Raw genomic sequence first — 26,281 nt, 5'->3', positions numbered from 1 at the left:
ATTGATGGCGGTGATGTTGGAGCCGAGCACCGACGTAACAGACGCCCTGGAACAACTGTGGGAGCGGGCTTGCTCGCGAATGCGGTGGGTCAGGCAGCATTGATGTCGACTGATCCACCGCATTCGCGAGCAAGCCCGCTCCCACATTGGGATTTGATTGTCAGGCGACCATTGCGGGCGCCTGGAGTTACAGCGGTTTAACCGATGGTCATCAAGCTCGCATTACCACCCGCCGCCGCAGTGTTAACACTCAACGCGCGCTCGATCACCAGGCGCTCCAGCGCAATGTTGGTCTCGCCCTGGGACAAGCCCTGAACGCCAACAATCGCACCGGCCCGCTTGGCAATCTGCTGGCAGACACCACGCAGTTGATCGGAATGACCGTGGTGCAGAACCGCATCGAACACCACTTCGTCCTTGTTCCAGTCGGAGATCAGCTTGATCCGCGCCTGAATCTCCTTCGGCAGACGTGCGAACAATGCCTTGCTGATGTCGGACTCCGGCCATACCGCCGAACCGCCGACAGCCAGCACTGCTGCCAGTTGGGTCAGCAGGTCGCCTTCGACGTCTGCCAGGCACAGCACGTGCTCACGCGGCAGGATCGCGTAGCTGTTCTTCTCGCCGGTCGGGCCGGCCAGCACACGGGTAATACCGCTTTGCGACTGGGTGGCGTACTGCGCGCACAGGGTGCTCAGGTCGGCGTATTTGTTGCTTTCAGCCCAGGCCTTGAAGGCGTTCAGCGGTTTGCTCATGGCATCGCGCAAACGCACGTCCGGGGCGACGACGGCATCACCGCGAGTGAAGGATTGTTCGATGGCGTCAGCAGGACGGGTCGACAGCAGGCGGTACAGGTACAGCGGACCACCGGCTTTCGGGCCAGTGCCCGACAGGCCTTCGCCGCCGAACGGCTGTACGCCAACCACGGCACCCACGATGTTGCGGTTAACGTAGACGTTACCGGCGTTGACGTTGTCGATCACCTTGGCGATGGTCTCGTCGATCCGCGTGTGCACACCCAGCGTCAGGCCATAACCGGAAGCGTTGATCTGAGCGATCAGTTGATCGATCTCTTTGCGCTTGTAGCGCACCACGTGCAGCACCGGGCCGAAGATCTCGCGTTGCAGCTCGTCGAAGCTTTCCAGTTCGATCAGGGTCGGCATGACGAAGGTGCCGCGTTTGACCTCTTCGGTATCGGCGATAGCCACCTGGTAGACGTTGCGACCTTTATCGCGCATGCCCTGGATGTGCTTGTCGATGCCAGCCTTGGCTTCGGCGTCGATCACCGGGCCGATGTCCACGGACAGACGCTCCGGGTTGCCGAGACGGCTTTCGGCCATGGCACCTTTGAGCATTTCGATGACGCGATCAGCGGAATCTTCCTGCAGGCACAGTACCCGCAGCGCCGAGCAACGCTGACCGGCGCTGTCGAAGGCCGAGGACACCACGTCGATCACGACTTGTTCGGTCAATGCCGAGGAGTCGACGATCATTGCGTTCTGGCCACCGGTTTCGGCGATCAGCGGAATCGGACGACCTTGGCTGTCGAGACGGCCAGCAATGTTGCGTTGCAGCAGACGCGCGACTTCGGTGGAACCGGTGAACATCACGCCTTTGACGCGTTCATCACCGACCAGACCGGCACCGACGGTTTCACCGCGACCTGGCAGCAATTGCAGCACGCCTTCCGGGATGCCGGCTTCGAGCAGCAAGCGCACGGCTTGAGCCGCCACCAGCGGAGTTTGCTCAGCAGGCTTGGCCAATACCGGGTTACCGGCAGCCAATGCCGCAGCGACCTGGCCGCTGAAAATCGCCAGCGGGAAGTTCCACGGGCTGATGCACACCACCGGACCCAGTGGGCGGTGGGCGTCGTTACTGAAATCGTTGCGCGCCTGCACCGCGTAGTAACGCAGGAAATCGACCGCTTCGCGGACTTCGGCGATAGCGTTGGCGAAGGTCTTGCCGGCTTCACGGGCCAACAGGCCCATCAGCGGCTGGATCTCGCCTTCCATCAGGTCAGCGGCACGTTCCAGAATCGCCGCACGTTCGGCGGGCGGGGTCGCCTGCCAGATCGGTGCGGCGTTCAGGGCGCACTGGATCGCGTTGTCGACGTCTTCGACGGTGGCTTCCTGCACGTGGCCGACCACATCACGGTGATCCGCCGGGTTCAGGACTGGCGCTGGCGCTTCGTTGCTGGAGGCGCAACCGAGCATCGGCGCGGCTTTCCAGTTGTTGTGTGCGGTGGCGAGCAGGGCGCAGGACAGCGAGGCCAGACGATGTTCGTTGGCCATGTCGATGCCGGCGGAGTTGGCGCGCTCGGAGCCGTACAGGTCACGCGGCAGTGGAATACGCGGGTGAGGCAGGCCGAAACCACCTTCCACGGTCGCCATCTGCTCGATCTGAGCCACCGGATCGGCCACCAGTTCCTGAATCGAAATCGACTGGTCGGCGATGCGGTTGACGAATGAAGTGTTCGCGCCGTTTTCCAGCAGACGACGCACGAGGTACGCCAGCAGGGTTTCGTGGGTGCCGACCGGTGCGTACACGCGGCACGGACGGTTCAGCTTGCCTTCGGAAACTTTGCCTACGACCTGTTCGTAGAGCGGTTCACCCATGCCGTGCAGGCACTGGAATTCGTACTGGCCCGGGTAATAGTTCTGACCGGCAATGTGATAAATGGCCGACAAGGTGTGGGCGTTGTGCGTGGCGAACTGCGGGTAGATGACTTCCGGCACCGACAGCAGTTTGCGTGCGCAAGCGATGTAGGAAACGTCGGTGTACACCTTGCGGGTGTAGACCGGATAGCCTTCCAGGCCTTCGACCTGGGCGCGCTTGATTTCGCTGTCCCAGTACGCGCCTTTTACCAGACGGATCATCAAGCGATGACGGCTGCGACGCGCCAGGTCGATTACGTAGTCGATCACGTACGGGCAACGCTTCTGATAAGCCTGGATCACGAAACCGATGCCGTTCCAGCCGGTCAGTTGCGGTTCGAAGCACAGGCGCTCGAGCAGATCCAGCGACAGTTCGAGACGGTCGGCTTCTTCAGCGTCGATGTTCAGGCCGATGTCGTATTGCTTGGCCAGCAGGGTCAGCGACAGCAGGCGCGGGTACAGCTCGTCCATCACGCGCTCGTACTGCGCACGGCTGTAACGCGGGTGCAGGGCCGACAGTTTGATGGAAATGCCCGGGCCTTCATAAATCCCACGACCATGGGAGGCTTTGCCGATCGAGTGGATGGCTTGTTCGTACGACGCCAGGTACTTCTGTGCGTCGTGTTCGGTCAGCGCGGCTTCACCGAGCATGTCGTAGGAGTAACGGAAGCCCTTGGCTTCGAACTTGCTCGCGTTGGCCAGCGCTTCGGCGATGGTTTCGCCGGTGACGAACTGCTCGCCCATCAGGCGCATGGCCATGTCGACGCCCTTGCGGATCATCGGCTCGCCGCTCTTGCCGATGATGCGGCTCAGCGACGACGTCAGGCCGGCTTCGTTGTGGGTCGACACCAGTTTGCCGGTCAGCAGCAGACCCCAAGTGGCGGCGTTGACGAACAGCGACGGGCTGTTGCCCAAGTGCGGATGCCAGTTGCCGGTGCTGATCTTGTCGCGGATCAGTGCATCGCGAGTGCCTTTGTCCGGGATGCGCAGTAGCGCTTCGGCCAGGCACATCAGTGCTACGCCTTCCTGGGACGACAGGGAAAATTCCTGCAACAGACCCTGAACAATGCCTGCACGACCGCCGGCACTTTTCTGGTTACGCAGTTTTTCCGCAATGGAAGCGGCGAGCTTGTTGGTAGCTTCAGCCATCGGTACCGGCAGGCGAGCCTGCTCGATCAGCATCGGCACCACTTCCGGCTCAGGGCGACGGTAAGCGGCAGTGATCGAAGCACGCAGAACGGATTGCGGCAGGATGCTTTCGGCAAATTCGAGGAAGCACTGGTGGGCGTGATCGGTATGCACTTCGCCCGCCTCGTCGGCGTCCTTGGCGGTCAAACCGTTCAGCTCGGTCAGGGTTGCACCACCCTCGAGTTTCTCCAGGTAATTGAAAATTGCCTGCTTGATCAGCCAGTGCGGTGTGCGATCAATCGAGGTCGCGGCAGCCTTCAGGCGCTCGCGGGTCGGGTCATCGAGTTTGACCCCAAGGGTGGTGGTAGCCATATTTTTATCCTCATGGTTGCCACAGTTGCGTGGCATCAGCTGGCGGCAAGATTAGCCGTGCGCTGAAAGAGGTGCAACCGGGTGCAACCCTTTTTTGTCGGAAAAATAAACGCTTCGTCAGGAATTATTTTCTGGTACCGAAGTGCCGCTCCTGCTTGGTGCTTTTGCTTCTAGCAGAGCTGCTTGACTGCGCTAAAAGGGAGCAAAAACGGCGTATTTATCGGTATATCCGACTAGGTGCAACTTATTCTCAAGAAACTGGTTGCACCTTTTTTACTTTGTTGCATAGCATTCGCGCCCAAGGTGCAACCGGGAGTGTCCGGTGCATCGGCTGGTGGCTTTCCTGGGGAAACATCAGTCCTAAATGCGCGGGATTCCGATTCGTCTGCAAAACGTCGTCGTTTGTGTGCGATTCATCACCGCTGCTACATAAAAACAAAGCCAGGGCGTAACTTAATGAGCGTAAGCAATCCAACACTGATCACGTTCGTGATCTACATCGCAGCAATGGTGCTGATCGGCTTCATGGCCTATCGCTCCACCAACAACCTCTCTGACTACATTCTTGGCGGCCGCAGCCTGGGCAGCGTCGTGACGGCTCTGTCCGCCGGTGCTTCCGACATGAGCGGCTGGTTATTGATGGGCCTGCCGGGCGCCATCTACATGTCCGGCCTGTCTGAAAGCTGGATCGCCATCGGCCTGATCGTCGGCGCCTACCTGAACTGGCTGTTCGTCGCCGGCCGTCTGCGCGTGCAGACCGAGCACAACGGCGATGCCCTGACGCTGCCGGACTACTTCTCCAGCCGTTTCGAAGACAAAAGCGGCCTGCTGCGCATCATCTCGGCAATCGTGATTCTGGTGTTTTTCACGGTCTATTGCGCATCTGGCATCGTGGCCGGTGCCCGTCTGTTCGAAAGCACCTTCGGCATGTCCTACGAGACGGCGTTGTGGGCCGGTGCTGCGGCGACGATTGCCTACACCTTCGTCGGCGGTTTCCTCGCGGTGAGCTGGACGGACACCGTACAAGCCACGCTGATGATTTTCGCGCTGATCCTCACGCCGATCATCGTGCTGCTGGCCACTGGCGGCGTCGACACCACGTTCCTGGCGATCGAAGCACAGGACCCAAGCAACTTTGACATGCTCAAGGGCACCACTTTCATTGGCGTCATTTCGCTGATGGGCTGGGGTCTGGGCTACTTCGGTCAACCGCACATCCTGGCGCGTTTCATGGCGGCGGACTCGGTGAAATCGATTGCCAATGCCCGTCGCATCTCCATGACCTGGATGATCCTGTGCCTGGGCGGCACTGTGGCTGTGGGCTTCTTCGGTATTGCCTACTTCTCGGCGCACCCGGACGTTGCAGGCCCGGTGACTGAGAACCACGAGCGCGTGTTCATCGAACTGGCAAAACTGCTGTTCAACCCATGGGTTGCCGGTGTTCTGCTGTCGGCCATTCTGGCTGCGGTGATGAGCACCCTGAGCTGCCAGTTGCTAGTGTGCTCGAGCGCCCTGACTGAAGACTTCTACAAAGCGTTCATCCGCAAGACAGCTTCTCAGAAAGAACTGGTCTGGATCGGTCGCGCCATGGTGCTGGTGGTCGCGCTGATCGCCATTGCACTGGCAGCCAACCCGAAAAACCATGTACTGGGTCTGGTCAGCTACGCGTGGGCCGGTTTCGGTGCTGCGTTCGGTCCGGTGGTGCTGATCTCGGTTGTCTGGAAAGGCATGACTCGCGATGGTGCACTGGCCGGCATCCTCGTCGGTGCGATCACCGTTGTGGCGTGGAAACACTGGGAAGTGATGGGGCTGTACGAAATCATCCCGGGCTTCATCTTCGCCAGCCTGGCGATCTACATCGTCAGCAAGCTCGGCTCGCCGACCACTGGCATGGTGCAGCGCTTCGAAGCGGCGGAAAAAGATTTCCACCTGAACAAGTGATGCACTGAGCTTCGGCTCACCAGAAAACGGCCCGTTTCCTACAGGAGGCGGGCCGTTTTTTATGCCTGCAATATCCCTGACTCAGCATCGATCCCCTGTGGGAGCGGGCTTGCTCGCGAATGCGGTGGGTCAAATGAAATCGATGTCGGCTGACACGGCCCCTTCGTCGGAACGCCGCCCGGAGCAAGCCCGCTCCCACAGTTGTTCGGTGGTGGGTTTGAGAGGGTTGTCTGTAGTCGGATGCGTCGATATTCGAAGGCTTTTTCGACAAAAAAAGTAGGGCAAATCTGATTTTTCCGTCACCCACCCAACCCCCCTTGCCCCTCATGCAGAATCGCCCGCCCTCATTCTGCAGAGACACATCGGATGTTCGCGCCTGCCAATCAACCGCGTTTCACGTTGACCCTCGAAGGCGCCCAACTTGACCTCAAGGTCCTTGAGTTCACGGGCAAGGAAGCCATCAGCCAACCCTATCGCTTCGAACTGGAACTGGTCAGTGAGCGGCCGGATCTGGACCTCGAAAGCCTGCTGCACCGTCAGGCGTTTCTGAGCCTTGATGCAGACGGTTCCGGTGTCCATGGTCAGATTTATCAGGTTGGGCAGGGGGATTCCGGGAAACGTCTGACGCGCTATCACCTGAGCCTGGTGCCGCGTCTGACGTACCTTGGTCACCGCATCAATCAGCGGATTTTCCAGCATCAGACGGTTCCGCAAATCGTTGCGCGGATCCTCAAGGATCACGCGATCCTGCGTGATGCCTTCGCGTTTCGTCTCGGCAGCGACTACCCGGTTCGTGAGTACTGCGTGCAGTACGCCGAGAGCGATCTGGCGTTCATCCAGCGCCTGTGTGCCGAGGTCGGCATTCACTACCACTTTCAACACAGTCCCGAAGGCCACGTATTGGTGTTCGGCGACGATCAGACGGTGTTCCCGCGTTTGGCTACGCCGACGCTGTACCTGCCGGGCAGCGGCATGTCGGCCGGCGCGCCGGCGATCCAGCGCTTCAATGTCCGGGTGGAAACCCGCACCAGCGTGGTCACTCGCCGCGACTACAACTTTGAAAAGCCGCGTCTGCAGTTGGAGAGCCGTATCGACGGCGAGCAACGGCCGGTGCTGGAGGATTATCACTTTCCTGGCCAATTCAACGATCGTGAAACCGGCAAGCATCTGGCCCAGCGCGCACTCGAAAGACATGTCGCCGATTACCGTCAGGCCGAGGGCCTTAGCGACGAATCCTCGCTGGTGTGCGGACATTTCCTGCAACTGAGCGAGCACCCGCGACAGGACTGGAATGACCTTTGGCTGCTCACCACCCTCGAGCACCGTGGGCGACAGCCGCAAGTGCTGGAGGAGTCGGTGACCAGTGATGGGGAAACATTCCAGGGCTACCGTAATACCTTTCTCGCCACGCCGTGGGACGTGTTCTTCCGCCCGGCCCTTGGCCCGGAAAAACCACGGATGCTCGGCTATCAACCTGCAGTGGTCACTGGGCCGAAAGACGCGGAAATCCACTGCGACGAGTACGGTCGGGTCAAGGTGCAACTGGCCTGGGATCGTGACGGCGAACTCAACGAGCATTCCAGTTGCTGGCTGCGCGTCGCTACGGGCTGGGCGCATGACCATTACGGCAGCGTGCTGATCCCGCGGGTCGGCATGGAGGTGCTGGTCGGGTTCATCGACGCCGATGCCGACAAACCGTTGGTCATGGGTTGTCTGCCGAACGCGGCAACTCCGATTCCGCTGGACTTGCCGGCCGAGCAGACCCGCAGCATCTTCCGCAGCCAGAGCAGCCCCGGTGGCGGGGGTTACAACGAACTGCGCATCGAGGATAAAAAAGGCGCCGAGGAAATCTACCTGCGCGCCCAGCGCAACTGGACCCAGCATGTACTGCATGACCAACAGGTGCAGGTCGACAACCAGCGCAGCATCGTCGTCACTGGCACCGCCAAGCATGAGTTGAGGGCCGACGAACAGCGTATCACCCACGGCCAGCGTCAGGCCGAGGTGAAGAGGGACGACCATTTGACGGTTGTTGGTGATCGGCACATTCGGGTGAGCAATCAGGCGCTCAGCGCCAGCGGACAATTCCACGTCAGCGCCGGGCAACAAGTGGTCATCGACGGCGGCGCGAGCGCGACGATTCAGGCGGGCGGGCAGTGGATCAACATCGGCCCCGGCGGGATTTTCAGCAGCGTACCGATTCAGGTCGGTGGTGCGCCGATGGCGGCGATGAGCGCTGCGCCGAATGTGCCGGGACTGCCGGCAAAACTCGCAGCAGCGCCGGCGGCCATGCTCACCGCTGCACAAATCATGAGCTTTAAAGGTGATGCGCCATTCTGCGAAGAATGTGAGCGTTGCAAGGACGGTGTTTGTGCAGCCTGAGCGCCTTACACCTGCTGAGTGGTTGGCGCTTGAACCGCTGAAACCTTCGGAGCAACTGTTCGCGATTTTCAGTAATGCCAGTGATGTCGAGCCGTTCAACGCCTGGCCGGTGGCGCCGAGGCCGATTTGGGCGGACACGATCTACGCCGAGTGGGATGCGGTGATGCCGTTCGTGGGAATTGTCGCTGTCGACAGTGAGTTTCTGCATTGGGTGGCGACCACTGAGTCCCGCGATTGGGGTTGGCTGGCGGTGTCTTCGGCGGACCTGGACGTGCTGGTCGAGCACCTGCGCAGTTTGACGCAGGTGTTGATGCCGGACGGTAAAGCGGTGTTTTTCCGCTTTTGGGATGGGCGGTTTTTGCTGCCCATTTTGCAATCCGGGCAGGTGGAAACGGCGCAATTGTTCCCAGTGATCGGACGAGGCTTGATCAATGGTCAGGCGGTTACGGTCGGGGGTAGGGCGCTGGTGTCGGGGCGGGTGTTTCCTTGGTGGCGCGTTCCCGAATCACTGGCGCAAGGAAGTGCAGAGACGCGGCTCGGCAATGTCGTGCAGTGGCTGAGCGAGGAGCATCCGGCGTTGTTTGAAGCATTTCCCGCGTCGGTGTTGCGCTGCAAGGTCAGGCAGTTTTTTCAGGTTTCCATGTCGGAAGAATCGTCGCTATCGGCGTTGTTGGCGTATTTGCTGGCAGAGTCAGAGTGAGTTTTCGGGGCGAAGGTCTCGGACGATTCCTTCGAGTTGCGGCGGATTGCATGAACTGGTGGGCGATGGGTTGCAGGGATAGTCTTTTCGTTGTCGCTACGAGAGTGGTGACAGGGTGTAGGAACCCTGAGAAATTCACCGCGCATCAGCGCTGTCGTTTGATTGCGGGACTTAATTCGTGCCCCTGATATCTTTGCGGCGGCTGTGCGCGGGAACGCTTCGGCGTAGCTGAGTTTGGTGGGTTTCTCAGTTTCCTACTCTCGCGTACGGCTGCCACCCAAACCTGTAGGAAGGTCATTGGCAGCCCCTCTTAACCTATTGAGGTGCAACTGAAATGACGACGCTCAAACCCGATCCTCCCTACGTAAAACACATCCCCCATCCCGACAACCGCTACATGGCATTGACCGGCAACTGCAACGACATGCCCACGCTGTTCGTCGACACCCATGCCCCTTCCAACGTCCTGATGGACGCCGCCAACTACCGCATCCGCACCGTTGTCCAAGTGCTGGAAAACCTGTGCATGCGCGGTTCGATCGAGTGCGACTCCATCATCCTCAGCGACTTCGCCAAACTCTGCGCCATCCCCTTGCGCGACGGCTGTGATTTGCTAGACGTCATCGGTCGACGCTTGGGCGCCACGCCTTCCTGATACCGCAAGATCAAAAGATCGCAGCCTTCGGCAGCTCCTGCACGGGATCATCTGTAGGGGCTGCCGAAGGCTGCGATCTTTTGACGTTGAGGGTGCGGCAGTCAGTCTGCGATGTAGCGATCCTGAGTCTTGATAAATCTGTCGAAAGCCTCTGAGTTGTAGACCTCCAGGCAGCCATAAAAAACGACATTGCTTTTCGAGTGCTTGCTGATCGACGGTGTCTGCTCATAGGCCGCATACACATAGTTTCTGGTTTCTTTATATGGATCGTGCAGCACCTGCAGCGTGTCTTCATTTTGCAGGACGGTGTGCATGCCTTTGCCCATGAACGAGTAGGCGCCAGCGGACAGGCCGATGTCTTTTTCCAACGCTGAATTTTCATTGAATGGCTTCAGGATGCAGTGACTCAAACCGTAGTTTTTGAGCATTTGGCGAGCCTGCGCTCTGTGACTTTCACCCGAAAGGGCGTGCATTGAGCAGATCAGGGACAGAGAGAAAATAAGTGGGCGACGCATGGGTTTGACTTCCTGTCGAGGTTACCTGCCAGTTAAGCGAGATAAATGACCTGTGGCGAGGGGGTTTATCCCCGATGGGCAGCGAAGCGGCCCTATGACCTGTCATCGCGATGCACCAGACACACCACGTTGGCAGAATCGGGGCCGCTGCGCAGCCCATCGGGGATAAATCCCCTCGCCACGGGTATTGGGCCAGATTCTTGATGTGTAAGAGGCCGCTCGGCTGCGAACCCCTGACTTGCCGCCCGGTAAAAGGTAAACTTTGCGCCCTTCGCAGGAGCAGCCATGAATTATCGTCACGCCTTCCATGCCGGCAATCACGCCGATGTGTTCAAACACCTGACCTTGACCCGCCTCATCGCCCTGATGTCGCGCAAGGAGCAGCCGTTTGCCTATCTCGACACGCACGCCGGTATTGGTCTGTATGACTTGCAGGGCGATCAGGCCAACCGTACCGGCGAGTACCTGGAAGGCATCGCGCGTTTGTGGGATCAGCCGGATCTGCCAGCGCTGACCGCCGACTACATGAAGGTGCTGCACCAGATGAACCCGGATGGCCAGTTGCGTTACTACCCGGGCTCGCCGGAGCTGGCGCGGCGTCTGACCCGGCCGCAGGACCGGGTGATGCTCAACGAGAAGCACCCGGAAGACGGCGTGCTGCTCAAGGACAACATGGCCGGTGACCGTCGGGTGAAAGTGCATCTGGGCGAGGGCTGGCATGTGGCGCGGGCAATGCTGCCGGTGCAGGAGAAGCGTGCGGTGATGTTGATTGATCCGCCGTTTGAACAGCTCGATGAGATGCAGCGTTGTGCGGCGTCGTTGAAAGAAGCGATTAGCCGGATGCGCCAAACAGTGGCGGCGATCTGGTACCCGGTGAAGGACCAGCGTGCGCTGCGTCGTTTCTATCAGGATCTGGCCGGTACTGGCGCGCCGAAACTGCTGCGCGTGGAGTTGCTGGTGCATCCGCTGGACACGCCGAACAGCCTGAACGGTTCGGGCATGGCGATAGCCAATCCGCCGTGGGGGCTGGAGGAAGAATTGCGTGAGCTGTTGCCGTGGTTGTCGAAGAAGCTTGGGCAGACCCAGGGTGGGTGGCAGATGGATTGGTTGATTGCCGAGAGTTGATCAGTAGGGCGATCGTTCCCACGCAGAGCGTGGGAACGATCCGTCGACGGGGTCAGTTACCCGCCAGACTCGGTGGCATGCAAACGCCGGTGCCGCCAATCCCGCAATAGCCTTCAGGGTTCTTCGCCAGATACTGCTGGTGATACGCCTCGGCGAAGTACACGGTCGGCGCCTGTTCGATATCGGTGCTGATTTCGCCCAGACCGGCCTTCGACAGTTCAGCCTGATACACCGCTTTGCTCTTCAGCGCCGCATCCAGTTGCTCTGGCGAGGTCGCGTAGATCACAGAGCGGTACTGGGTGCCGATGTCGTTGCCCTGGCGCATCCCCTGCGTCGGGTTGTGCAGTTCCCAGAACATCGCCAGCAGCTCTTCGTAGCTGACCTTGGCCTTGTCATACACCACCAGCACCACTTCGGCGTGGCCGGTCAGGCCCGAGCAGACTTCTTCATAAGTCGGGTTCGGCGTGTAGCCGCCGGCGTAGCCGACCACGGTGCTGACCACACCTTCACGCTGCCAAAAGCGGCGCTCGGCGCCCCAGAAGCAGCCCAGACCGAAAATCGCAAAGTCGACGTCCTGGAAAAACGGGCCGAGCAGCGGGGTTTCTTCGAAGACGAAATGCTTTTCAGGCAGGGTCATCGCGGTTTCGCGGCCGGGCAGAGCTTGGTCTTTAGTCGGTAGCACGTTTTTGTTCACCAGAATTTCCGAGCGCAGAACCATGATCGTTCCTCTCAGTCAGGTTGGATGTAAAAAGTCAGACCGCCAGTGTGCCCAATGATGCCCGACTTCGCACTATCCAAATGTGGGAGCGAGCCTGCTCGCGAAAGCGGTGTGTCAGGCGACGATGATGTTCGACGGTTTTATCGCCTTCGCGAGCAGGCTCGCTCCCACAGGGGATCTTCGACAGATGGGATTTAGAGGCAGAGCGGGCCGCGCGGGTAGCGCTTGAGTGCCTGGATCAGCTCGGCGCCGGGGATCGGCCGGTCGAACAGGTAGCCCTGGCCGACGTCGCAGCGGTGGCGACGCAGAAACGCCAGTTGCTCGGCAGTCTCGATGCCTTCGGCCACAACCTTGAGTTTCAGGTTGTGCGCCATGGCGATCACCGCCGAGGTGATTTCCATGTCGTCCTGGTTGTCGGGGATTTCGTGGATGAAGCTGCGATCGATCTTGATGATGTCGATCGGGAATTTCTTCAGATAACTCAGCGATGAGTACCCGGTGCCGAAGTCGTCCATGGCCAGTGTCAGCCCGAGGCGCTTGAGCTGATCGAGCTGCAAGTGCGTGTCTTCGGTGGCTTCCAGCAGCAGGCCTTCAGTCAGTTCCAGCTCCAGCAGATTGGCTGGCAGCGCTTCTTCCTTGAGGATGTTGGCGATCGAGGCCACCAGATCCGGGTCAGAGAACTGTTTCGGCGACAGGTTGATCGCCACTTGCAAATTGCCCATGCCGGCGGCAGTCAGGGCTTTGCTCATGCGGCAGGCCTGACGCGCGATCCACTTGCCGATCGGAATGATCAGGCCGGTCTCTTCGGCAACGCTGATGAACTGATCCGGGCGGATCATCCCGCGCTCCGGATGGTTCCAGCGCAGCAGCGCTTCCATCCCCAGCAGACGACCGCTGCGCAGGCACAGCTTGGGCTGGTAGAACACGTCCAGCTCATTTTGCGTCAGCGCGCGGCGCAGGTTGTTTTCGACGAACAGTTTGTAGCTGGCCTCGGCGTTCAACGCTTCGGTGAAGACTTGCACCTGATGTTTGCCGTTGGCCTTGGCCTTGTGCAGGGCAAGGCCGGCGTTGCGCATCAGGGTTTGCGGATCGCGCCCGTGCAGCGGCGCGCAGGCCAGGCCTACGGAGCCGGTGACGCTGATCAACTGGTTGTCGACGAACATCGGTTTGTCGAGGGTCGCCAGCAATTGATTGGCGATCTGCTGGCCGGTGGCGAGATCAGTGTCGTCCAGCAGCACGGCAAATTCGTTACTGGCGAAACGCGCCAGGCTACCGCTCGGGCTCAGGCTATTACGCAGACGCCGAGCGAGGCTGATCAACAGTTTGTCGCCGGTCTGGTGGCCGAGGCTGTCGTTGATCCGCTTGAAGTTGTCGATGTCCACCAGCAACAGGCTGATCGGGGTATCGCTATCGCGGGCAAAGCGTTCGTCCAGATTGCGGATAAAGGCAGGACGGTTGCCAAGGTTGGTCAGGTTGTCGGTGTACGCCAGACGCTCGATGCGCTGCTGCGCCAGTTTGGTCTGGGTGATGTCTTCGTAGATGCCGATGTAGTGCGTCAGCTCGCGGTTGTCGCCATACACCTTGGAGATCGACAACTGGCCCCAGTACGGTTCGAGGTTTTTGCGGCGGCTCTTGAATTCGCCCTGCCAGCTGTTGCTCTTGGCCAGCGCCGAGGGGGCGTCGAACAGCAGTTCGCTGAGGTTCTCCAGCGCCGGCAACTCGGACAGGCGCTGGCCGTGGACTTCCTCGGTGGTGTACTGGGTGATCGCGGTGAAGCTCGGGTTGACGTACTCGACCACGCCGTCGCAATTGACCAGCAAAAAGGCGTTGGCGCTTTGCTCTACCGCGCGCTGGAACAGGTGCAGGGCGCTGGTGGCGGTGCGACGGTTATGGTTGTTGATGACCTGCGCGAACTGGTCGGCCAGCTCACCGGCAAAGGCGATTTCATCGGACTGCCAGGCGCGGGTAACGCCGGTCTGCTCCAGGCACAGCACGCCGACCACTTGGCCATCGACGCGGATGCTGGCGTCGAGCATCGCATTGACGTCGCGCGGGCGCAGGGCTTCGGCCATCTCGCGGGTGCGCGGGTCGCGCATCGCATTGTGCGCGTCGATGGCGCGGCTGCCATGCAGGGCTTCCATGTAGTCGGGGAAACCGCTGATGTCGATTACCTCCGGCAGGAGGTATTCCTGGGTCGCGCGGTGATACGCCGAAATCGGCACCAGCAGATTACCTTCGAGGTTCCACAGGCTGGCGCAATCGATTTCATAGATGTCGCAGGCGCAGCGGGTGATCAGCTCGGCGGCTTCCTGCAGCGAGTTGTGGCTGCTGTAGCGCTGGCGGGCCAGCAGCAGGATCAGATCCTGTTGGGCGCGCACTCGCTCAAGGTGCAGCAGTTGTTCCTGCTGGGCGCGCTGGTTCAGTTCCAGGGCGATCTGCAGGCGGGAATTCTGGGTTTCGAGGTCGACGGACGGTAGCGTCGGCGCTTCGTCGAACACGTTGTCGACGGCCAGCAGATAGCCGCGTAACAGATGTCGATTGTGCTGTTTGTAGGCCTCACCGAGTTCGAGGATGCTCAAGGCACCGGCGGCGGTGTGCAGGGTGTAGCGCACCAGATAATGCGGGCTGTCGCGCAGTTGCTGCTGGATCGCGTCGTGCAGTTGATAGCGCGCTTCGGGCTCCATCAGGCTGGCGTAGGGCGAGCCGACCAGCGCGCAGAGTTCGACGGCTGGCTGGCCGAACTGGCGCTCGCAATTGGGATCGAGAAACAGCATCGCCCAACTGGCTTCATTCAAGCGCTCGAAACGCAGCATGCCGAGCCGCGAGGGCACAGGCAACTGCGTCACTACCTCGGCCGCCATACGGCTGGCGGCATCGGGTTGGCTCTTCATGAAGGAACTCGCTTGGAAATATGCTGAACGCGCCGGGCTCTCGCCCTCTTTACTGTTGCCTGCGGCAAGGTTGCATCATTGCGGCACCGACTGACAAGAGAGATGAAGGCCAAGTGCTATAAGAATATGTCGGCCGCCCAAGGCATTTCTCCAGCGCGCGTTGCAAAGTAATGCGATTGAACTCCTGAAGTACCATTCCAGAGCGGTTTGTGCGCGGGAACGGCATTTTTTCATAGCTTCAGCGCAGGGTGATTTCGGTCGATTGCAGGCGTTTGCCATCACGATCATGGTAATTGACCTGAATGGCTCCAGCGTCGACCAGCAGATGGGCGAAGTTGTCTTCGCTGACCACTGCGCTGGTCAACTCATGCTGATAGTCGCCCGCTGCGGTGCGCACCAGCGGCTGATCGAGAATGAACGTCGACGCCGTGGCGTAGGGCAGCAGCTTGCTGTTGCAAAACGGCGAGGAAACGATGGTGTGGACTTCGAAGTCCGGGTCTTCGCTGTGGGTCAGGCGCGCGGTCAGCGAGCCGTGCACGTCGCCGGAAACAAACACGACATTCCTGATCCGTTGGGTGCGGATGGTTTCCAGCAGGCGCAGACGCTGTTCGGGGAAGGCTTGCCAGGCGTCGTCACCCAGCCGTTTGCGATCCGGGTAGAACATCACGCTGGTCACGACGAATTTGACCCGTGCCGCACTGTTGGTCAGCCATGTGAGTAGCGCCTGCTCCTGCTCAACATCGAGTACGCGGCGATCAGCGGCGGACAAGTTGCGCCGGGTGCGACTGTCGGTCACGAACCATTCAACATCACCGTCGTTGAATTGATACCAGTAGTGCTCGAGTTTTGCCCGGTTCACTGTGTCGTTAGTTGTCAGTTGATGCGCAGGACTGTGGCTGGCTTGATAAATCTCATAAGCCGCCATGGCGTTGGAATATAACTCGTTGTCTGATCTTTCGGCATTCGCCGGCCAGTTATCTTCGATTTCGTGATCATCAAGAATCATGTAAGTCGAGGTACCAGCCATCAATCGCTGAATATTGGGCTGCGAGAATGCCGCACGGTACTTACTGAGGATCTCCTTGTATTCGCGATCGGGTGCGAACCGATTAAGGTCGTCGACATAAATCTGATCGCCAGTCATCAGCGTGGCGCTGATCGGCGGTTGCGCACCTTCAATCAACTGGTTGATGGAAGCGAAGATCCGGTCACAGAGGTGGGGCAGGGTCGGGATGCCGGCGGTCATGCGCAAATAGCGGCAAGAGCCGACGATGTAAGCCCGAGGCTGCAGGGCCTGGCTGGAGCGAGTGCGCAGGCGGTAGATTTCCCGGGGCCACTGTAGCGGCAGCTCGGCCACACTGTTCACGGTATGCACCGGATTCATCGGGCTGAACCAGCCGGTCTGGTATTCGTATTCGGTGTCGCTGCTCAGGTTGTTAAGCGCGAACACTTGCGTCATGTCGCGCAATGAACCGAGTTCGGCAAAAATACTGGCTGACCACTGCTGTGTGCCTGCTGCCCGGTAACGGATCGCCGCAAATACCCGCGCAGGGCCCTGATTGTCTGCGCGCATAAATATTCGTGCATGGTTAGTTGTAGTGTGGCCGATGATCGGGCCAATAGTCGGTTTGAACATATTCGAATCCATTCGAGTAAGTTTTATGTTTTGTTAATAACATGGGGGATTTGTTATTTAACTAGAGGGCCGAAGGTTAGTTGCCTGCCGGCAAAAAATATCGAGGCGAAGTGGACTGCGTTCGTAGCTTAAGTAAGCCGAACGTGTAGGAAGGGGCGCTGCTTTTGGTTTCAGGCAAAAAAAGCCCCGTCAAACTGACGGGGTTGAGGTACGAGCGTGTGGCGCTCGAAAACGTGAAACACAAGCGGCCCTCCGTTGCCGGAGGGCCGCTTGGGATTACAGCAGGATGGTGCGGATGTCCGCCAGCAGGCTGCCCAGACGCTGGGTGAAGCGTGCGGCAGCGGCGCCGTTGATCACACGGTGATCGTAGGACAACGACAGCGGCAGCATCAGTTTCGGCTGGAAGGCTTTGCCGTCCCAGACTGGCTGGATGGTTGCCTTGGATACACCGAGGATCGCCACTTCCGGCGCGTTGACGATCGGCGTGAAGCCGGTGCCGCCAATGTGGCCGAGGCTGGAAATGGTGAAGCAGGCGCCTTGCATGTCGTCAGCGGTGAGCTTCTTGTCGCGGGCTTTGGCAGCCAGCGCAGCGGCTTCGGCTGCCAGTTGCAACAGGCTCTTCTGGTCGACGTTCTTGATGACCGGTACCAGCAGGCCATCTGGAGTGTCGACGGCGAAGCCGATGTTGACGTACTTCTTGCGGATAATCGCTTTGCCGCTTGGCGCCAGCGAACTGTTGAAGTCCGGCAGCTCCTTGAGCATGTGTGCGCACGACTTGAGCAGCAGCGGCAGGATGGTCAGCTTGACGCCGGCCTTCTCTGCAACAGCTTTCTGCGCCACGCGGAACGCTTCCAGCTCGGTGATATCAGCCGAGTCGAACTGAGTCACGTGCGGGATGTTCAGCCAGCTGCGGTGCAGGCTCGACGCGCCGATCTGCATCAGGCGAGTCATCGGCACTTCTTCGATTTCGCCGAAACGGCTGAAATCGACGACCGGAATCGGCGGGATGCCCGCGCCACCGGTTGCGCCAGCAGCAGCGGCCGGTGCTTCCTTGGCCTTCTGCATCATCGCTTTGACGTAAACCTGCACGTCTTCTTTCAAGATACGACCGTGCGGGCCGCTGGCGCCGACAGCGTTCAGCTCGACGCCGAACTCACGGGCCAGTTGACGCACGGCTGGGCCGGCGTGAACTTTTGCGCCCGGTTTCGCTGGCGTAGCAGCCGGTGCGGCGGCTGGAGCGGCAGCAGGGGCAGGCGCAGCGGCAGCCGGAGCAGCAGCGGCTGAAGCACTTGGAGCAGCAGCCGCAGCTGGAGCCGGGGCAGCAGCAGGCGCTGCGCCTTTGACTTTCAGCTTGAGGATCAGGTCGCCAGTACCGACTTCGTCGTCCAGCTTGATCGAAACACTTTCCACCACGCCTGCGGCAGGCGACGGGATTTCCATGCTCGCCTTGTCGGATTCCAGAGTGATCAGCGACTGGTCGGCTTCAACGCTGTCGCCAGCCTTGACCAACACTTCGATGATCTTGGCTTTGCCAGCGGAGCCGATGTCCGGAACGTGGATGTCCTGAACGCTGTCGGCCACTGGAGCAGCCGGGGCTGCTGCAGGAGCAGGTGCAGCGGCCGGAGCAGCAGCTTGAGCCGGAGCGGCAGTCGCAGGGGCCGCAGCCCCCGCCACTTCCAGATCCAGGATCAGGTCGCCAGTGCCGACTTCGTCGTTGAGCTTGACGCTGATGGCCTTGACCACGCCAGCGGCAGGCGACGGGATTTCCATGCTGGCCTTGTCGGATTCCAGGGTGATCAGCGATTGATCAGCTTCGACCTTGTCGCCGACCTTGACCTGGATCTCGATGATCTGCGCCTTGCCCGACGAACCGATGTCCGGCACGTGCACTTGCTGAACCGACGCGGCAGCAGGGGCAGCGGCAGGCGCGGCAGCAGGAGCAGCAGCCGGTTTGGCTTCAGCTTTTGCCGCCGGTGCAGCGGCAGGCGCAGGAGCCGCTTGCGCGGCGCCCTCGACTTCCAGCTCAAGCAGTTCGTCGCCTTCTTTCAGACGGTCGCCCAGCTTCACTTTCAGGCTTTTGATGACGCCGGCTTTCGGGGCCGGCACTTCCATGCTGGCCTTGTCCGATTCCAGGGTCAGGATGCTCTGGTCGGCTTCGATACGGTCGCCGACCTTCACAAACAGTTCAATTACTTCACCTTCACCGCTGCCGATGTCAGGTACGCGAATGAGTTCGCTCACAAAATGTCTCCTCAGCAGTCCAGTGGGTTGCGTTTTTCCGGGTCGATGCCGAATTTGACGATGGCCTCAGCCACGACTTTAGGTTCGATATCACCACGGTCAGCCAGTGCTTCCAGGGCTGCCAACACCACGAAATGACGGTCGACTTCGAAGAAATGACGCAGTTTCTTGCGGCTGTCGCTGCGGCCGAAACCGTCGGTGCCCAGGACTTTGAATTCCTTGGACGGTACCCACTGACGGATCTGCTCGGCGAACAGTTTCATGTAGTCGGTAGACGCGATGACCGGACCCTTACGGCCGTTCAGGCACTCTTCGACGTAGCTCAGCTTAGGCTTCTGGCCCGGCTTCAGACGGTTGCTGCGCTCGACAGCGAGGCCGTCGCGACGCAGTTCGTTGAAGCTGGTAACGCTCCACACGTCGGCGCCAACGTTGAACTCTTCACGCAGAATCTTCGCCGCTTCACGGACTTCACGCAGGATGGTGCCGGAGCCCATCAGCTGTACGTGGTGCGCCGCATCGCGGGTGTCTTCTTCGAGCAGGTACATGCCTTTCTTGATGCCTTCTTCGGCACCGGCCGGCATGGCTGGCTGCTGGTACGACTCGTTCATCACGGTGATGTAGTAGAAGATGTCCTGTTGCTCTTCGGTCATCTTCTTCATGCCGTCCTGAATGATCACCGCCAGCTCGTAGCCGTAGGTTGGATCGTAGGTGCGGCAGTTCGGGATGGTCGCGGCCAGCAGGTGGCTGTGACCGTCTTCGTGTTGCAGGCCTTCACCGTTCAGGGTGGTACGGCCGGCGGTGCCACCGATCAGGAAGCCACGGGTGCGGCTGTCGCCAGCGGCCCAAGCCAGGTCACCAATACGCTGGAAGCCGAACATCGAGTAGAAGATGTAGAACGGCAGCATCGGCTGGTTATGGCTGGAGTACGAAGTACCGGCAGCGATGAACGAGCTCATGGCGCCCGCTTCGTTGATGCCTTCTTCAAGGATCTGACCTTTCTGGTCTTCCTTGTAGAACATCACCTGGTCTTTATCGACTGGCTCGTAGAGCTGGCCGACGGACGAGTAGATGCCCAACTGACGGAACATGCCTTCCATACCGAAGGTACGGGCTTCGTCCGGGATGATCGGCACGATGCGCGGGCCGATTTCCTTGTCCTTGACCAGTTGTGCGAGGATCCGCACGAAAGCCATGGTGGTGGAGATTTCACGGTCGCCCGAACCATCGAGGATGGCTTTGAGGGTGTCCAGATCCGGCGTCGGCACGCTGAAGCTCTGTGCGCGGCGCTGTGGAACGAAACCGCCCAGTGCAGTGCGACGCTCGCTGAGGTAGCGGGCTTCGGCGCTGTTTGGCTCTGGCTTGAAGAACGGCAGGTTCTCCAGCTCTTCGTCCTTGACCGGGATGTCGAAACGATCGCGGAACAACTTCAGGCTGTCGACGTCGACTTTCTTGGTGTTGTGCGCAGTGTTTTTCGCTTCGCCGGCACCGGTGCCATAACCTTTGATGGTCTTGGCGAGGATGACAGTCGGTTGTTCTTTGTGATTGACCGCTTCGTGGTACGCCGCGTAGACCTTGTACGGGTCGTGGCCGCCACGGTTGAGTTTCCAGATCTCGTCGTCGGACAGATCAGCAACCATCGCCTTGAGTTCTGGCGTGTTGAAGAAGTGTTCACGGACGAACGCGCCGTCTTTGGCTTTGTAGTTCTGGTACTCGCCGTCGATGACTTCGTCCATGCGACGTTGCAGGATGCCGTCGACGTCTTTGGCCAGCAGTGGGTCCCAGAAACGGCCCCAGATGACTTTAGTCACGTTCCACTGAGCACCGCGGAACACGCCTTCGAGTTCCTGGATGATCTTGCCGTTGCCGCGAACCGGGCCGTCGAGGCGCTGCAGGTTGCAGTTGATGACGAAGATCAGGTTGTCCAGTTTCTCGCGGCCGGCCAGGGAGATCGCGCCCAGGGATTCCGGCTCGTCGCACTCGCCGTCGCCCAGGAAGCACCAGACTTTCTGTTTGCCCGGCTGGATGAAACCGCGGTGTTCCAGGTACTTCATGAAGCGTGCCTGGTAGATCGCCTGGATCGGACCCAGACCCATGGATACGGTCGGGAACTGCCAGAAGTCAGGCATCAGCCAAGGGTGCGGGTAGGACGACAGGCCCTGACCGTCGACTTCCTGGCGGAAGTTGTTCATCTGGTCTTCGGTGATGCGGCCTTCCATGAACGCACGGGCGTAAACGCCTGGCGAGGTGTGGCCCTGGAAGTAGATCAGGTCGCCGCCGTGTTCGTCGGTCGGGGCCTGGAAGAAGTAGTTGAAGCCGATGTCATACAGGGTCGCACTGGAGGCGAAGCTGGAGATGTGACCACCCAGGTCAGAATCTTTCAGGTTCGTACGCATTACCATGGCCATCGCGTTCCAGCGTACCAGCGAGCGAATGCGGCGTTCCATGAACAGGTCGCCAGGCATGCGTGCTTCGTGGGTTACCGGAATGGTGTTGCGGTAAGGCGTGGTGATGGCGTAAGGGAGCTGCGAGCCGCTGCGGGTCGCGAGTTCGCCCATACGGGTCATCAGATAGTGAGCACGGTCTTCGCCTTCTTTGTCGAGAACCGATTCCAGGGCGTCCAGCCATTCCTGGGTTTCGACGGGATCGAGGTCTTGCATGGCTTGCTCCAGGGCGGAAAGGCTTCCAGAATCGGTTGCCTGAGTTTGCGACTGGCCTTGTGGGCAGACGATTTAAAATTCTTGGATTGCCGACAGGTTGTTTCGGCGGCGTGTAGTTTTACTACAAATCTTTGAGCATTTCAGCCTTTCGGATGTATAGACGAGTAGTAAAACTACAGATGAAAGGCTTGTGGCCTCCGACTGCGTTGTGAGAATAATCGTTAAGGTTGGTCGATTGCCATCCATAAAAGGTGAAACTTTGATGCTGGGTGCTAAAGAAGAAGAAATTTCAGCTATTTCTAACTTTTGTTCGACAGTCCTTCGCGTAGCGGGTTTTCATCATTCACTACAAGCGGCCATTTACACGCCGATCAAGGATAGACCATGACCCTGCCCGCGCTTGCCGGACTGCCCGCCATTCTCCTGCCGTTGGTCACTCGATCCGAGCAGTCGTTCCGTACGGCCGTCGCCTCACTGGAAGACGATTACGGCTTCTCGACCTGGACGCCGGAGCGCTGGGCGCAATTCGCCCGCGTCAGTGCCGCCAGCGATTTCTTCATTGAACAGAGCGTTCGTGACCCTTTGATGTTGCTGTCGCTGGTGCAGTCCGGTGAACTCGACCGGCCGTTCGCGCCGGGTGAGCTGTGCGCGCAGATTGCCGCCGCCGTGAACACCGCGCAAGGCGAAGACGAACTCGGGCGCGTACTGCGTCGTCAGCGCGCTCGCCAGCAAGTGCGGATCATCTGGCGTGACCTGAACCGCCAGGCCGATCTGGTGCAGACCTGCCGTGATCTTTCCGACATGGCCGACGCGACCATCGACCAGGCCTATCAATGGCTGTACAGCCGCCATTGCCAGCAGTTCGGCACGCCGACCGGCCGGCGCAGCGGCTTGCCGCAGCAGATGGTCATCCTCGGCATGGGCAAGCTCGGCGCGGTCGAGCTGAACCTGTCGTCGGACATCGACCTGATTTTCGCCTACCCCGAGGGCGGCGAAACCGTCGGTGTGAAACGCGCGCTGGATAATCAGGAGTTCTTCATCCGCCTCGGCCAGCGTCTGATCAAGGCCCTCGACCCGATGACCGTCGACGGCTTCGTGTTCCGCGTCGACATGCGCCTGCGCCCGTACGGCTCCTCCGGCGCGCTGGTGCTGAGCTTCAATGCGCTGGAGCAGTATTACCAGGATCAGGGCCGCGACTGGGAACGCTACGCGATGATCAAGGCGCGGGTGGTGGCCGGCGATCAAGCGGCTGGCGCGCAGTTGCTCGACATGCTGCGGCCATTCGTCTATCGGCGTTATCTGGACTTCTCGGCGATCGAAGCGCTGCGCACCATGAAGCAGCTGATCCAGCAGGAAGTGCGGCGCAAGGGCATGGCCGACAATATCAAGCTGGGCTCCGGCGGTATCCGCGAAGTCGAGTTCATCGCCCAGGCCTTCCAGTTGATCCACGGTGGACGCGATCTGAGTCTGCAGCAACGTCCTCTATTAAAGGTATTGAGCACGCTGGAGGGGCAGGGCTATCTGCCGCCAGCGGTGATCAGCGAGTTGCGCGAAGGTTACGAATTCCTGCGCTACACCGAACACGCGATCCAGGCGATTGCCGACCGCCAAACCCAGATGTTGCCGGACAGTGCTCAGGATCAGGCACGGATCGCGTTCATGCTCGGTTTCGCCGATTGGGACGCTTTCCACGAGAAACTGATGTTCTGGCGTGGCCGGGTGGCCTGGCACTTTGCGCAGGTGATCGCCGATCCTGATGAAGAGGAGGGCGCCGATTGCGAAGTGGTGGTTGGCGGTGAATGGCTGCCACTGTGGGAAGAGGCGCAGGATGAAGAAGCCGCTTGCCGACAGTTGGAAGAAGGCGGATTCAAGGACGCGACCAAAGCGCTGAAAGCGCTGGCCGGTTTGCGCAGCAGCCCGCAGTTGCGTGCGATGCAGCGGTTGGGACGTGAGCGTCTTGATGCCTTTATTCCGCGCCTGCTGGCGCAAGCGGTGGAGCATGCCAATCCGGATCTGGTGCTTGAAAGGGTATTGCCGCTGGTTGAAGCAGTGGCCCGGCGTTCGGCTTATTTAGTGTTGCTGACGGAAAACCCCGGCGCCTTGCGGCGCTTGCTGACGCTGTGTGCGGCCAGTCCGTGGATTGCCGAGCAGATCACGCGCTTCCCGCTGTTGCTCGACGAATTGCTCAACGAAGGTCGCCTGTTCAAGCCGCCACTGGCCCCTGAACTGGCCGCCGAGCTGCGCGAGCGCCTGACGCGGATTCCCGAAGACGACCTCGAACAGCAGATGGAAGCCTTGCGTCACTTCAAGCTCGCGCACCGTTTGCGCGTCGCCGCTTCGGAAATCGCCGGCAGCCTGCCGTTGATGAAAGTCAGTGATTACCTGACCTGGCTGGCCGAAGCGATTCTGGAGCAGGTGCTGGCCCTGGCCTGGCGCCAGACGGTCGCCAAGTACGGTACGCCGCTGCGGACCGACGGCACCTTGTGCGATCCCGGCTTCATCATTGTCGGTTATGGGAAAGTCGGCGGGCTGGAACTGGGGCATGGTTCGGACTTGGACCTGGTGTTCATCCATGACGGCGATCCGCAGGCGGAAACCGACGGGCCGAAGCCGATCGATGGCGCGCAGTTCTTCACCCGGCTGGGCCAGCGGATCATTCACCTGCTGACGGCGCAGACCAACTCCGGTCAGTTGTATGAAGTGGACATGCGCCTGCGGCCGTCCGGTGCGTCAGGGCTGTTGGTCAGTTCGCTCGGTGCGTTCGAGCGCTATCAGGAAAATGAAGCCTGGACCTGGGAACATCAGGCGCTGGTGCGGGCGCGGGTGCTGGTCGGCAGTCAGGATGTCGGGCAGGCGTTCGAGAAAGTCCGGGCGCAGGTCTTGGGCAAGGCGCGGGATCTGGCGAAGCTGCGGCAGGAAGTCAGCGAGATGCGCGCCAAGATGCGCGACAACCTCGGCAGCAAGGGCACCGCGGCGGGCACGGCGGCAAATGCCTTCGAGGCCACTGCGCCGTTCGACCTCAAGCAGGACGCCGGAGGTATCGTCGATATTGAATTTATGGTGCAATACGCGGCCCTGGCGTGGTCGCACAGCCCCCCGCCATTGCTGCGCTGGACCGATAACATCCGCATTCTGGAAGAGCTGGAACACGAAGGGCTGATGCCTGCCGAAGACGCCAGCCTGTTGCGCGAGGCCTATAAAGCCTACCGCTCCGCCGCCCACCGGCAGGCCTTGCAGAAGGACGCCGGGGTAATCCCGGGCGATCAGTTTGTCGAGGAACGCCGGCAGGTACTGCGGATCTGGCGTGAGTTGGGGCTAAGCTGATCCACAGACTTGTGGCTAATGCAAAACCCTGTAGGAGTGAGCCTGCTCGCGATAGCGGAGTGTCAGACAACATTAATGTTGAATGTAACGACCCCATCGCGAGCAGGCTCACTCCTACAGTGGATCTGCGGTGTATGCAGATTCAAGGCAGGACGAACAAACCATGTGGGAGCGAGCCTGCTCGCGATAGCGGAGTGACTGTCGACAGTGATGTTGAAGGTAATGACCCATCGCAAGCCGCCGGTGTTCCCACTGTGATTCTCGAGGCGGGGAGGCGTAAATGCCTCCCCGGTTCGTTTATGGAAACCACATGAATATTCTGATCGTTGGGCCCAGTTGGGTCGGTGACATGGTGATGGCGCAGACACTGTTTCAGTGTCTCAAACAGCGCCACCCGCAATGCGAAATCGACGTGCTGGCCCCCGAGTGGAGCCGGCCGATCCTTGAGCGTATGCCCGAAGTGCGCAAGGCCTTGAGCTTTCCGCTCGGCCACGGCGCGCTGGAATTGGCGACGCGCCGGCGGATCGGCAAGTCGCTGGCCGGCCAGTACGATCAGGCGATCCTGCTGCCCAACTCGCTGAAGTCGGCGCTGGTGCCGTTCTTTGCCGGCATCAAGCAGCGCACCGGCTGGCGCGGCGAGTTCCGCTACGGCCTGCTCAACGACGTGCGTGCGCTGGATAAAGAGCGTTATCCGCTGATGATCGAGCGTTTCATGGCGCTGGCCTATGAGCCGAACGCCGAGCTGCCGAAACCCTATCCGCGCCCGAGCCTGCAAATCGACCCGGTGACCCGCGAAGCGGCGCTGGCCAAGTTCGGTCTGACCCTCGACCGCCCGGTGTTGGCCCTGTGCCCCGGCGCCGAGTTCGGCGAGTCCAAGCGCTGGCCGTCCGAGCACTATGCCAAGGTCGCTGAAGCGCGGATTCGCGAAGGCTGGCAGGTGTGGCTGTTCGGCTCGAAAAACGATCATGCAGTGGGCGAAGACATTCGCGCGCGGCTGATTCCCGGCCTGCGTGAAGAGTCGGTCAACCTCAGTGGCGGCACCTCGCTGGCCGAGGCGATCGACCTGATGTCCTGTGCCGACTCGGTGGTATCCAACGATTCCGGCCTGATGCACGTCGCCGCCGCACTCAACCGCCCATTGGTGGCGGTTTACGGCTCGACTTCGCCGGGGTTCACTCCGCCGCTGGCCGAGCACGTCGAAATCGTTCGGCTGGGTCTCGATTGCAGCCCTTGCTTTGATCGCACCTGCCGTTTCGGCCATTACAACTGCCTGCGCCAGCTGATGCCGGACGCGGTCAACGATGCCTTGCAGAAACTGCAGGGCTCTGTGGTCGAGGTTCAATAA

The 26,281-nt window shown here is 60.2% G+C and carries 14 protein-coding genes; 7 read left to right on the top strand and 7 right to left on the bottom strand.

Features of this window, described 5'->3' with window-relative positions:
* Positions 1-197: 197 nt before the first annotated feature.
* On the bottom strand, positions 198-4,151 hold the full coding sequence (putA, locus tag PseAD21_RS10290; RefSeq protein ID WP_102355577.1) for a trifunctional transcriptional regulator/proline dehydrogenase/L-glutamate gamma-semialdehyde dehydrogenase: 3,954 nt from the start codon (positions 4,149-4,151) through the stop codon (positions 198-200).
* Between the two features lie 456 nt (positions 4,152-4,607).
* Between putA and putP the strand changes: the two genes are divergently transcribed.
* The 4 genes from putP to PseAD21_RS10270 all read left to right on the top strand — a co-directional run bounded on the left by putP (position 4,608) and on the right by PseAD21_RS10270 (position 9,829).
* The gene (putP, locus tag PseAD21_RS10285) at positions 4,608-6,092 is read left to right on the top strand and encodes a sodium/proline symporter PutP (RefSeq protein WP_102355576.1); all 1,485 of its coding nucleotides are present in this window, start codon (positions 4,608-4,610) and stop codon (positions 6,090-6,092) included.
* Between the two features lie 366 nt (positions 6,093-6,458).
* Positions 6,459-8,474 (top strand): type VI secretion system tip protein VgrG, encoded by a 2,016-nt coding sequence (locus tag PseAD21_RS10280; protein WP_102355575.1) that lies wholly within the window; start codon positions 6,459-6,461, stop codon positions 8,472-8,474.
* Complete coding sequence (locus tag PseAD21_RS10275) at positions 8,464-9,174, top strand: DUF4123 domain-containing protein (protein ID WP_102355574.1); 711 nt, start codon at positions 8,464-8,466, stop codon at positions 9,172-9,174. Before PseAD21_RS10280 ends, PseAD21_RS10275 begins: the two co-directional genes overlap by 11 nt.
* A gap of 334 nt (positions 9,175-9,508) precedes the next feature.
* Complete coding sequence (locus PseAD21_RS10270) at positions 9,509-9,829, top strand: hypothetical protein (protein WP_102355573.1); 321 nt, start codon at positions 9,509-9,511, stop codon at positions 9,827-9,829.
* Positions 9,830-9,930: 101 nt separating this feature from the next.
* Here PseAD21_RS10270 and PseAD21_RS10265 read toward each other — a convergent pair whose 3' ends face one another.
* Entirely contained in the window at positions 9,931-10,344 is a 414-nt protein-coding gene (locus PseAD21_RS10265) for a hypothetical protein (protein ID WP_102355572.1), read from the bottom strand.
* A gap of 285 nt (positions 10,345-10,629) precedes the next feature.
* Here PseAD21_RS10265 and PseAD21_RS10260 point away from each other — a divergent pair, with 285 nt between their 5' ends.
* A complete protein-coding gene (locus PseAD21_RS10260; protein WP_102355571.1) occupies positions 10,630-11,469 on the top strand; it encodes a 23S rRNA (adenine(2030)-N(6))-methyltransferase RlmJ in 840 nt (279 codons plus the stop codon).
* A 52-nt stretch (positions 11,470-11,521) separates the two neighbouring features.
* On the opposite strand, the gene msrA is transcribed toward PseAD21_RS10260, so the two are convergent.
* The 5 genes from msrA to aceE all read right to left on the bottom strand — a co-directional run bounded on the left by msrA (position 11,522) and on the right by aceE (position 21,612).
* The gene (gene msrA, locus PseAD21_RS10255) at positions 11,522-12,187 is read right to left on the bottom strand and encodes a peptide-methionine (S)-S-oxide reductase MsrA (protein ID WP_025110217.1); all 666 of its coding nucleotides are present in this window, start codon (positions 12,185-12,187) and stop codon (positions 11,522-11,524) included.
* A gap of 194 nt (positions 12,188-12,381) precedes the next feature.
* Positions 12,382-15,078 carry a bifunctional diguanylate cyclase/phosphodiesterase gene (locus tag PseAD21_RS10250; RefSeq protein WP_102355570.1) on the bottom strand — a complete coding sequence of 899 codons (2,697 nt, stop codon included), beginning with the start codon at positions 15,076-15,078 and terminating at the stop codon, positions 12,382-12,384.
* Between the two features lie 238 nt (positions 15,079-15,316).
* Positions 15,317-16,714 (bottom strand): alkaline phosphatase D family protein, encoded by a 1,398-nt coding sequence (locus tag PseAD21_RS10245; RefSeq protein WP_102355569.1) that lies wholly within the window; start codon positions 16,712-16,714, stop codon positions 15,317-15,319.
* Positions 16,715-16,990: 276 nt separating this feature from the next.
* Entirely contained in the window at positions 16,991-18,955 is a 1,965-nt protein-coding gene (gene aceF, locus PseAD21_RS10240; protein WP_102355568.1) for a dihydrolipoyllysine-residue acetyltransferase, read from the bottom strand.
* Positions 18,956-18,966: 11 nt separating this feature from the next.
* Complete coding sequence (gene aceE / locus PseAD21_RS10235) at positions 18,967-21,612, bottom strand: pyruvate dehydrogenase (acetyl-transferring), homodimeric type (RefSeq protein WP_007915682.1); 2,646 nt, start codon at positions 21,610-21,612, stop codon at positions 18,967-18,969.
* A 384-nt stretch (positions 21,613-21,996) separates the two neighbouring features.
* On the opposite strand from aceE, the gene glnE reads away from it, so the two are divergent.
* Both glnE and waaF read left to right on the top strand, forming a co-directional pair.
* The gene (gene glnE, locus PseAD21_RS10230; RefSeq protein WP_102355567.1) at positions 21,997-24,936 is read left to right on the top strand and encodes a bifunctional [glutamate--ammonia ligase]-adenylyl-L-tyrosine phosphorylase/[glutamate--ammonia-ligase] adenylyltransferase; all 2,940 of its coding nucleotides are present in this window, start codon (positions 21,997-21,999) and stop codon (positions 24,934-24,936) included.
* 310 nt (positions 24,937-25,246) lie between these two features.
* Positions 25,247-26,281 carry a lipopolysaccharide heptosyltransferase II gene (gene waaF / locus PseAD21_RS10220; protein WP_102355566.1) on the top strand — a complete coding sequence of 345 codons (1,035 nt, stop codon included), beginning with the start codon at positions 25,247-25,249 and terminating at the stop codon, positions 26,279-26,281.

It is taken from the genome of Pseudomonas sp. AD21 (assembly GCF_002878485.1).
In the GTDB taxonomy this organism is placed as follows: domain Bacteria; phylum Pseudomonadota; class Gammaproteobacteria; order Pseudomonadales; family Pseudomonadaceae; genus Aquipseudomonas.
Note: the sequence above shows the minus strand (reverse complement) of the source record. Positions and strands in the feature narration are given on the sequence as shown.

Coding starts and splice junctions, on each gene's coding strand:
- putA (WP_102355577.1), bottom strand. CDS start 4,151: ATGGCTACCACCACCCTTGGGGTCAAACTCGATGACCCGACCCGCGAG.
- putP (WP_102355576.1), top strand. CDS start 4,608: ATGAGCGTAAGCAATCCAACACTGATCACGTTCGTGATCTACATCGCA.
- PseAD21_RS10280 (WP_102355575.1), top strand. CDS start 6,459: ATGTTCGCGCCTGCCAATCAACCGCGTTTCACGTTGACCCTCGAAGGC.
- PseAD21_RS10270 (WP_102355573.1), top strand. CDS start 9,509: ATGACGACGCTCAAACCCGATCCTCCCTACGTAAAACACATCCCCCAT.
- PseAD21_RS10265 (WP_102355572.1), bottom strand. CDS start 10,344: ATGCGTCGCCCACTTATTTTCTCTCTGTCCCTGATCTGCTCAATGCAC.
- PseAD21_RS10260 (WP_102355571.1), top strand. CDS start 10,630: ATGAATTATCGTCACGCCTTCCATGCCGGCAATCACGCCGATGTGTTC.
- msrA (WP_025110217.1), bottom strand. CDS start 12,187: ATGGTTCTGCGCTCGGAAATTCTGGTGAACAAAAACGTGCTACCGACT.
- PseAD21_RS10250 (WP_102355570.1), bottom strand. CDS start 15,078: ATGAAGAGCCAACCCGATGCCGCCAGCCGTATGGCGGCCGAGGTAGTG.
- PseAD21_RS10245 (WP_102355569.1), bottom strand. CDS start 16,714: ATGTTCAAACCGACTATTGGCCCGATCATCGGCCACACTACAACTAAC.
- aceE (WP_007915682.1), bottom strand. CDS start 21,612: ATGCAAGACCTCGATCCCGTCGAAACCCAGGAATGGCTGGACGCCCTG.
- glnE (WP_102355567.1), top strand. CDS start 21,997: ATGACCCTGCCCGCGCTTGCCGGACTGCCCGCCATTCTCCTGCCGTTG.
- waaF (WP_102355566.1), top strand. CDS start 25,247: ATGAATATTCTGATCGTTGGGCCCAGTTGGGTCGGTGACATGGTGATG.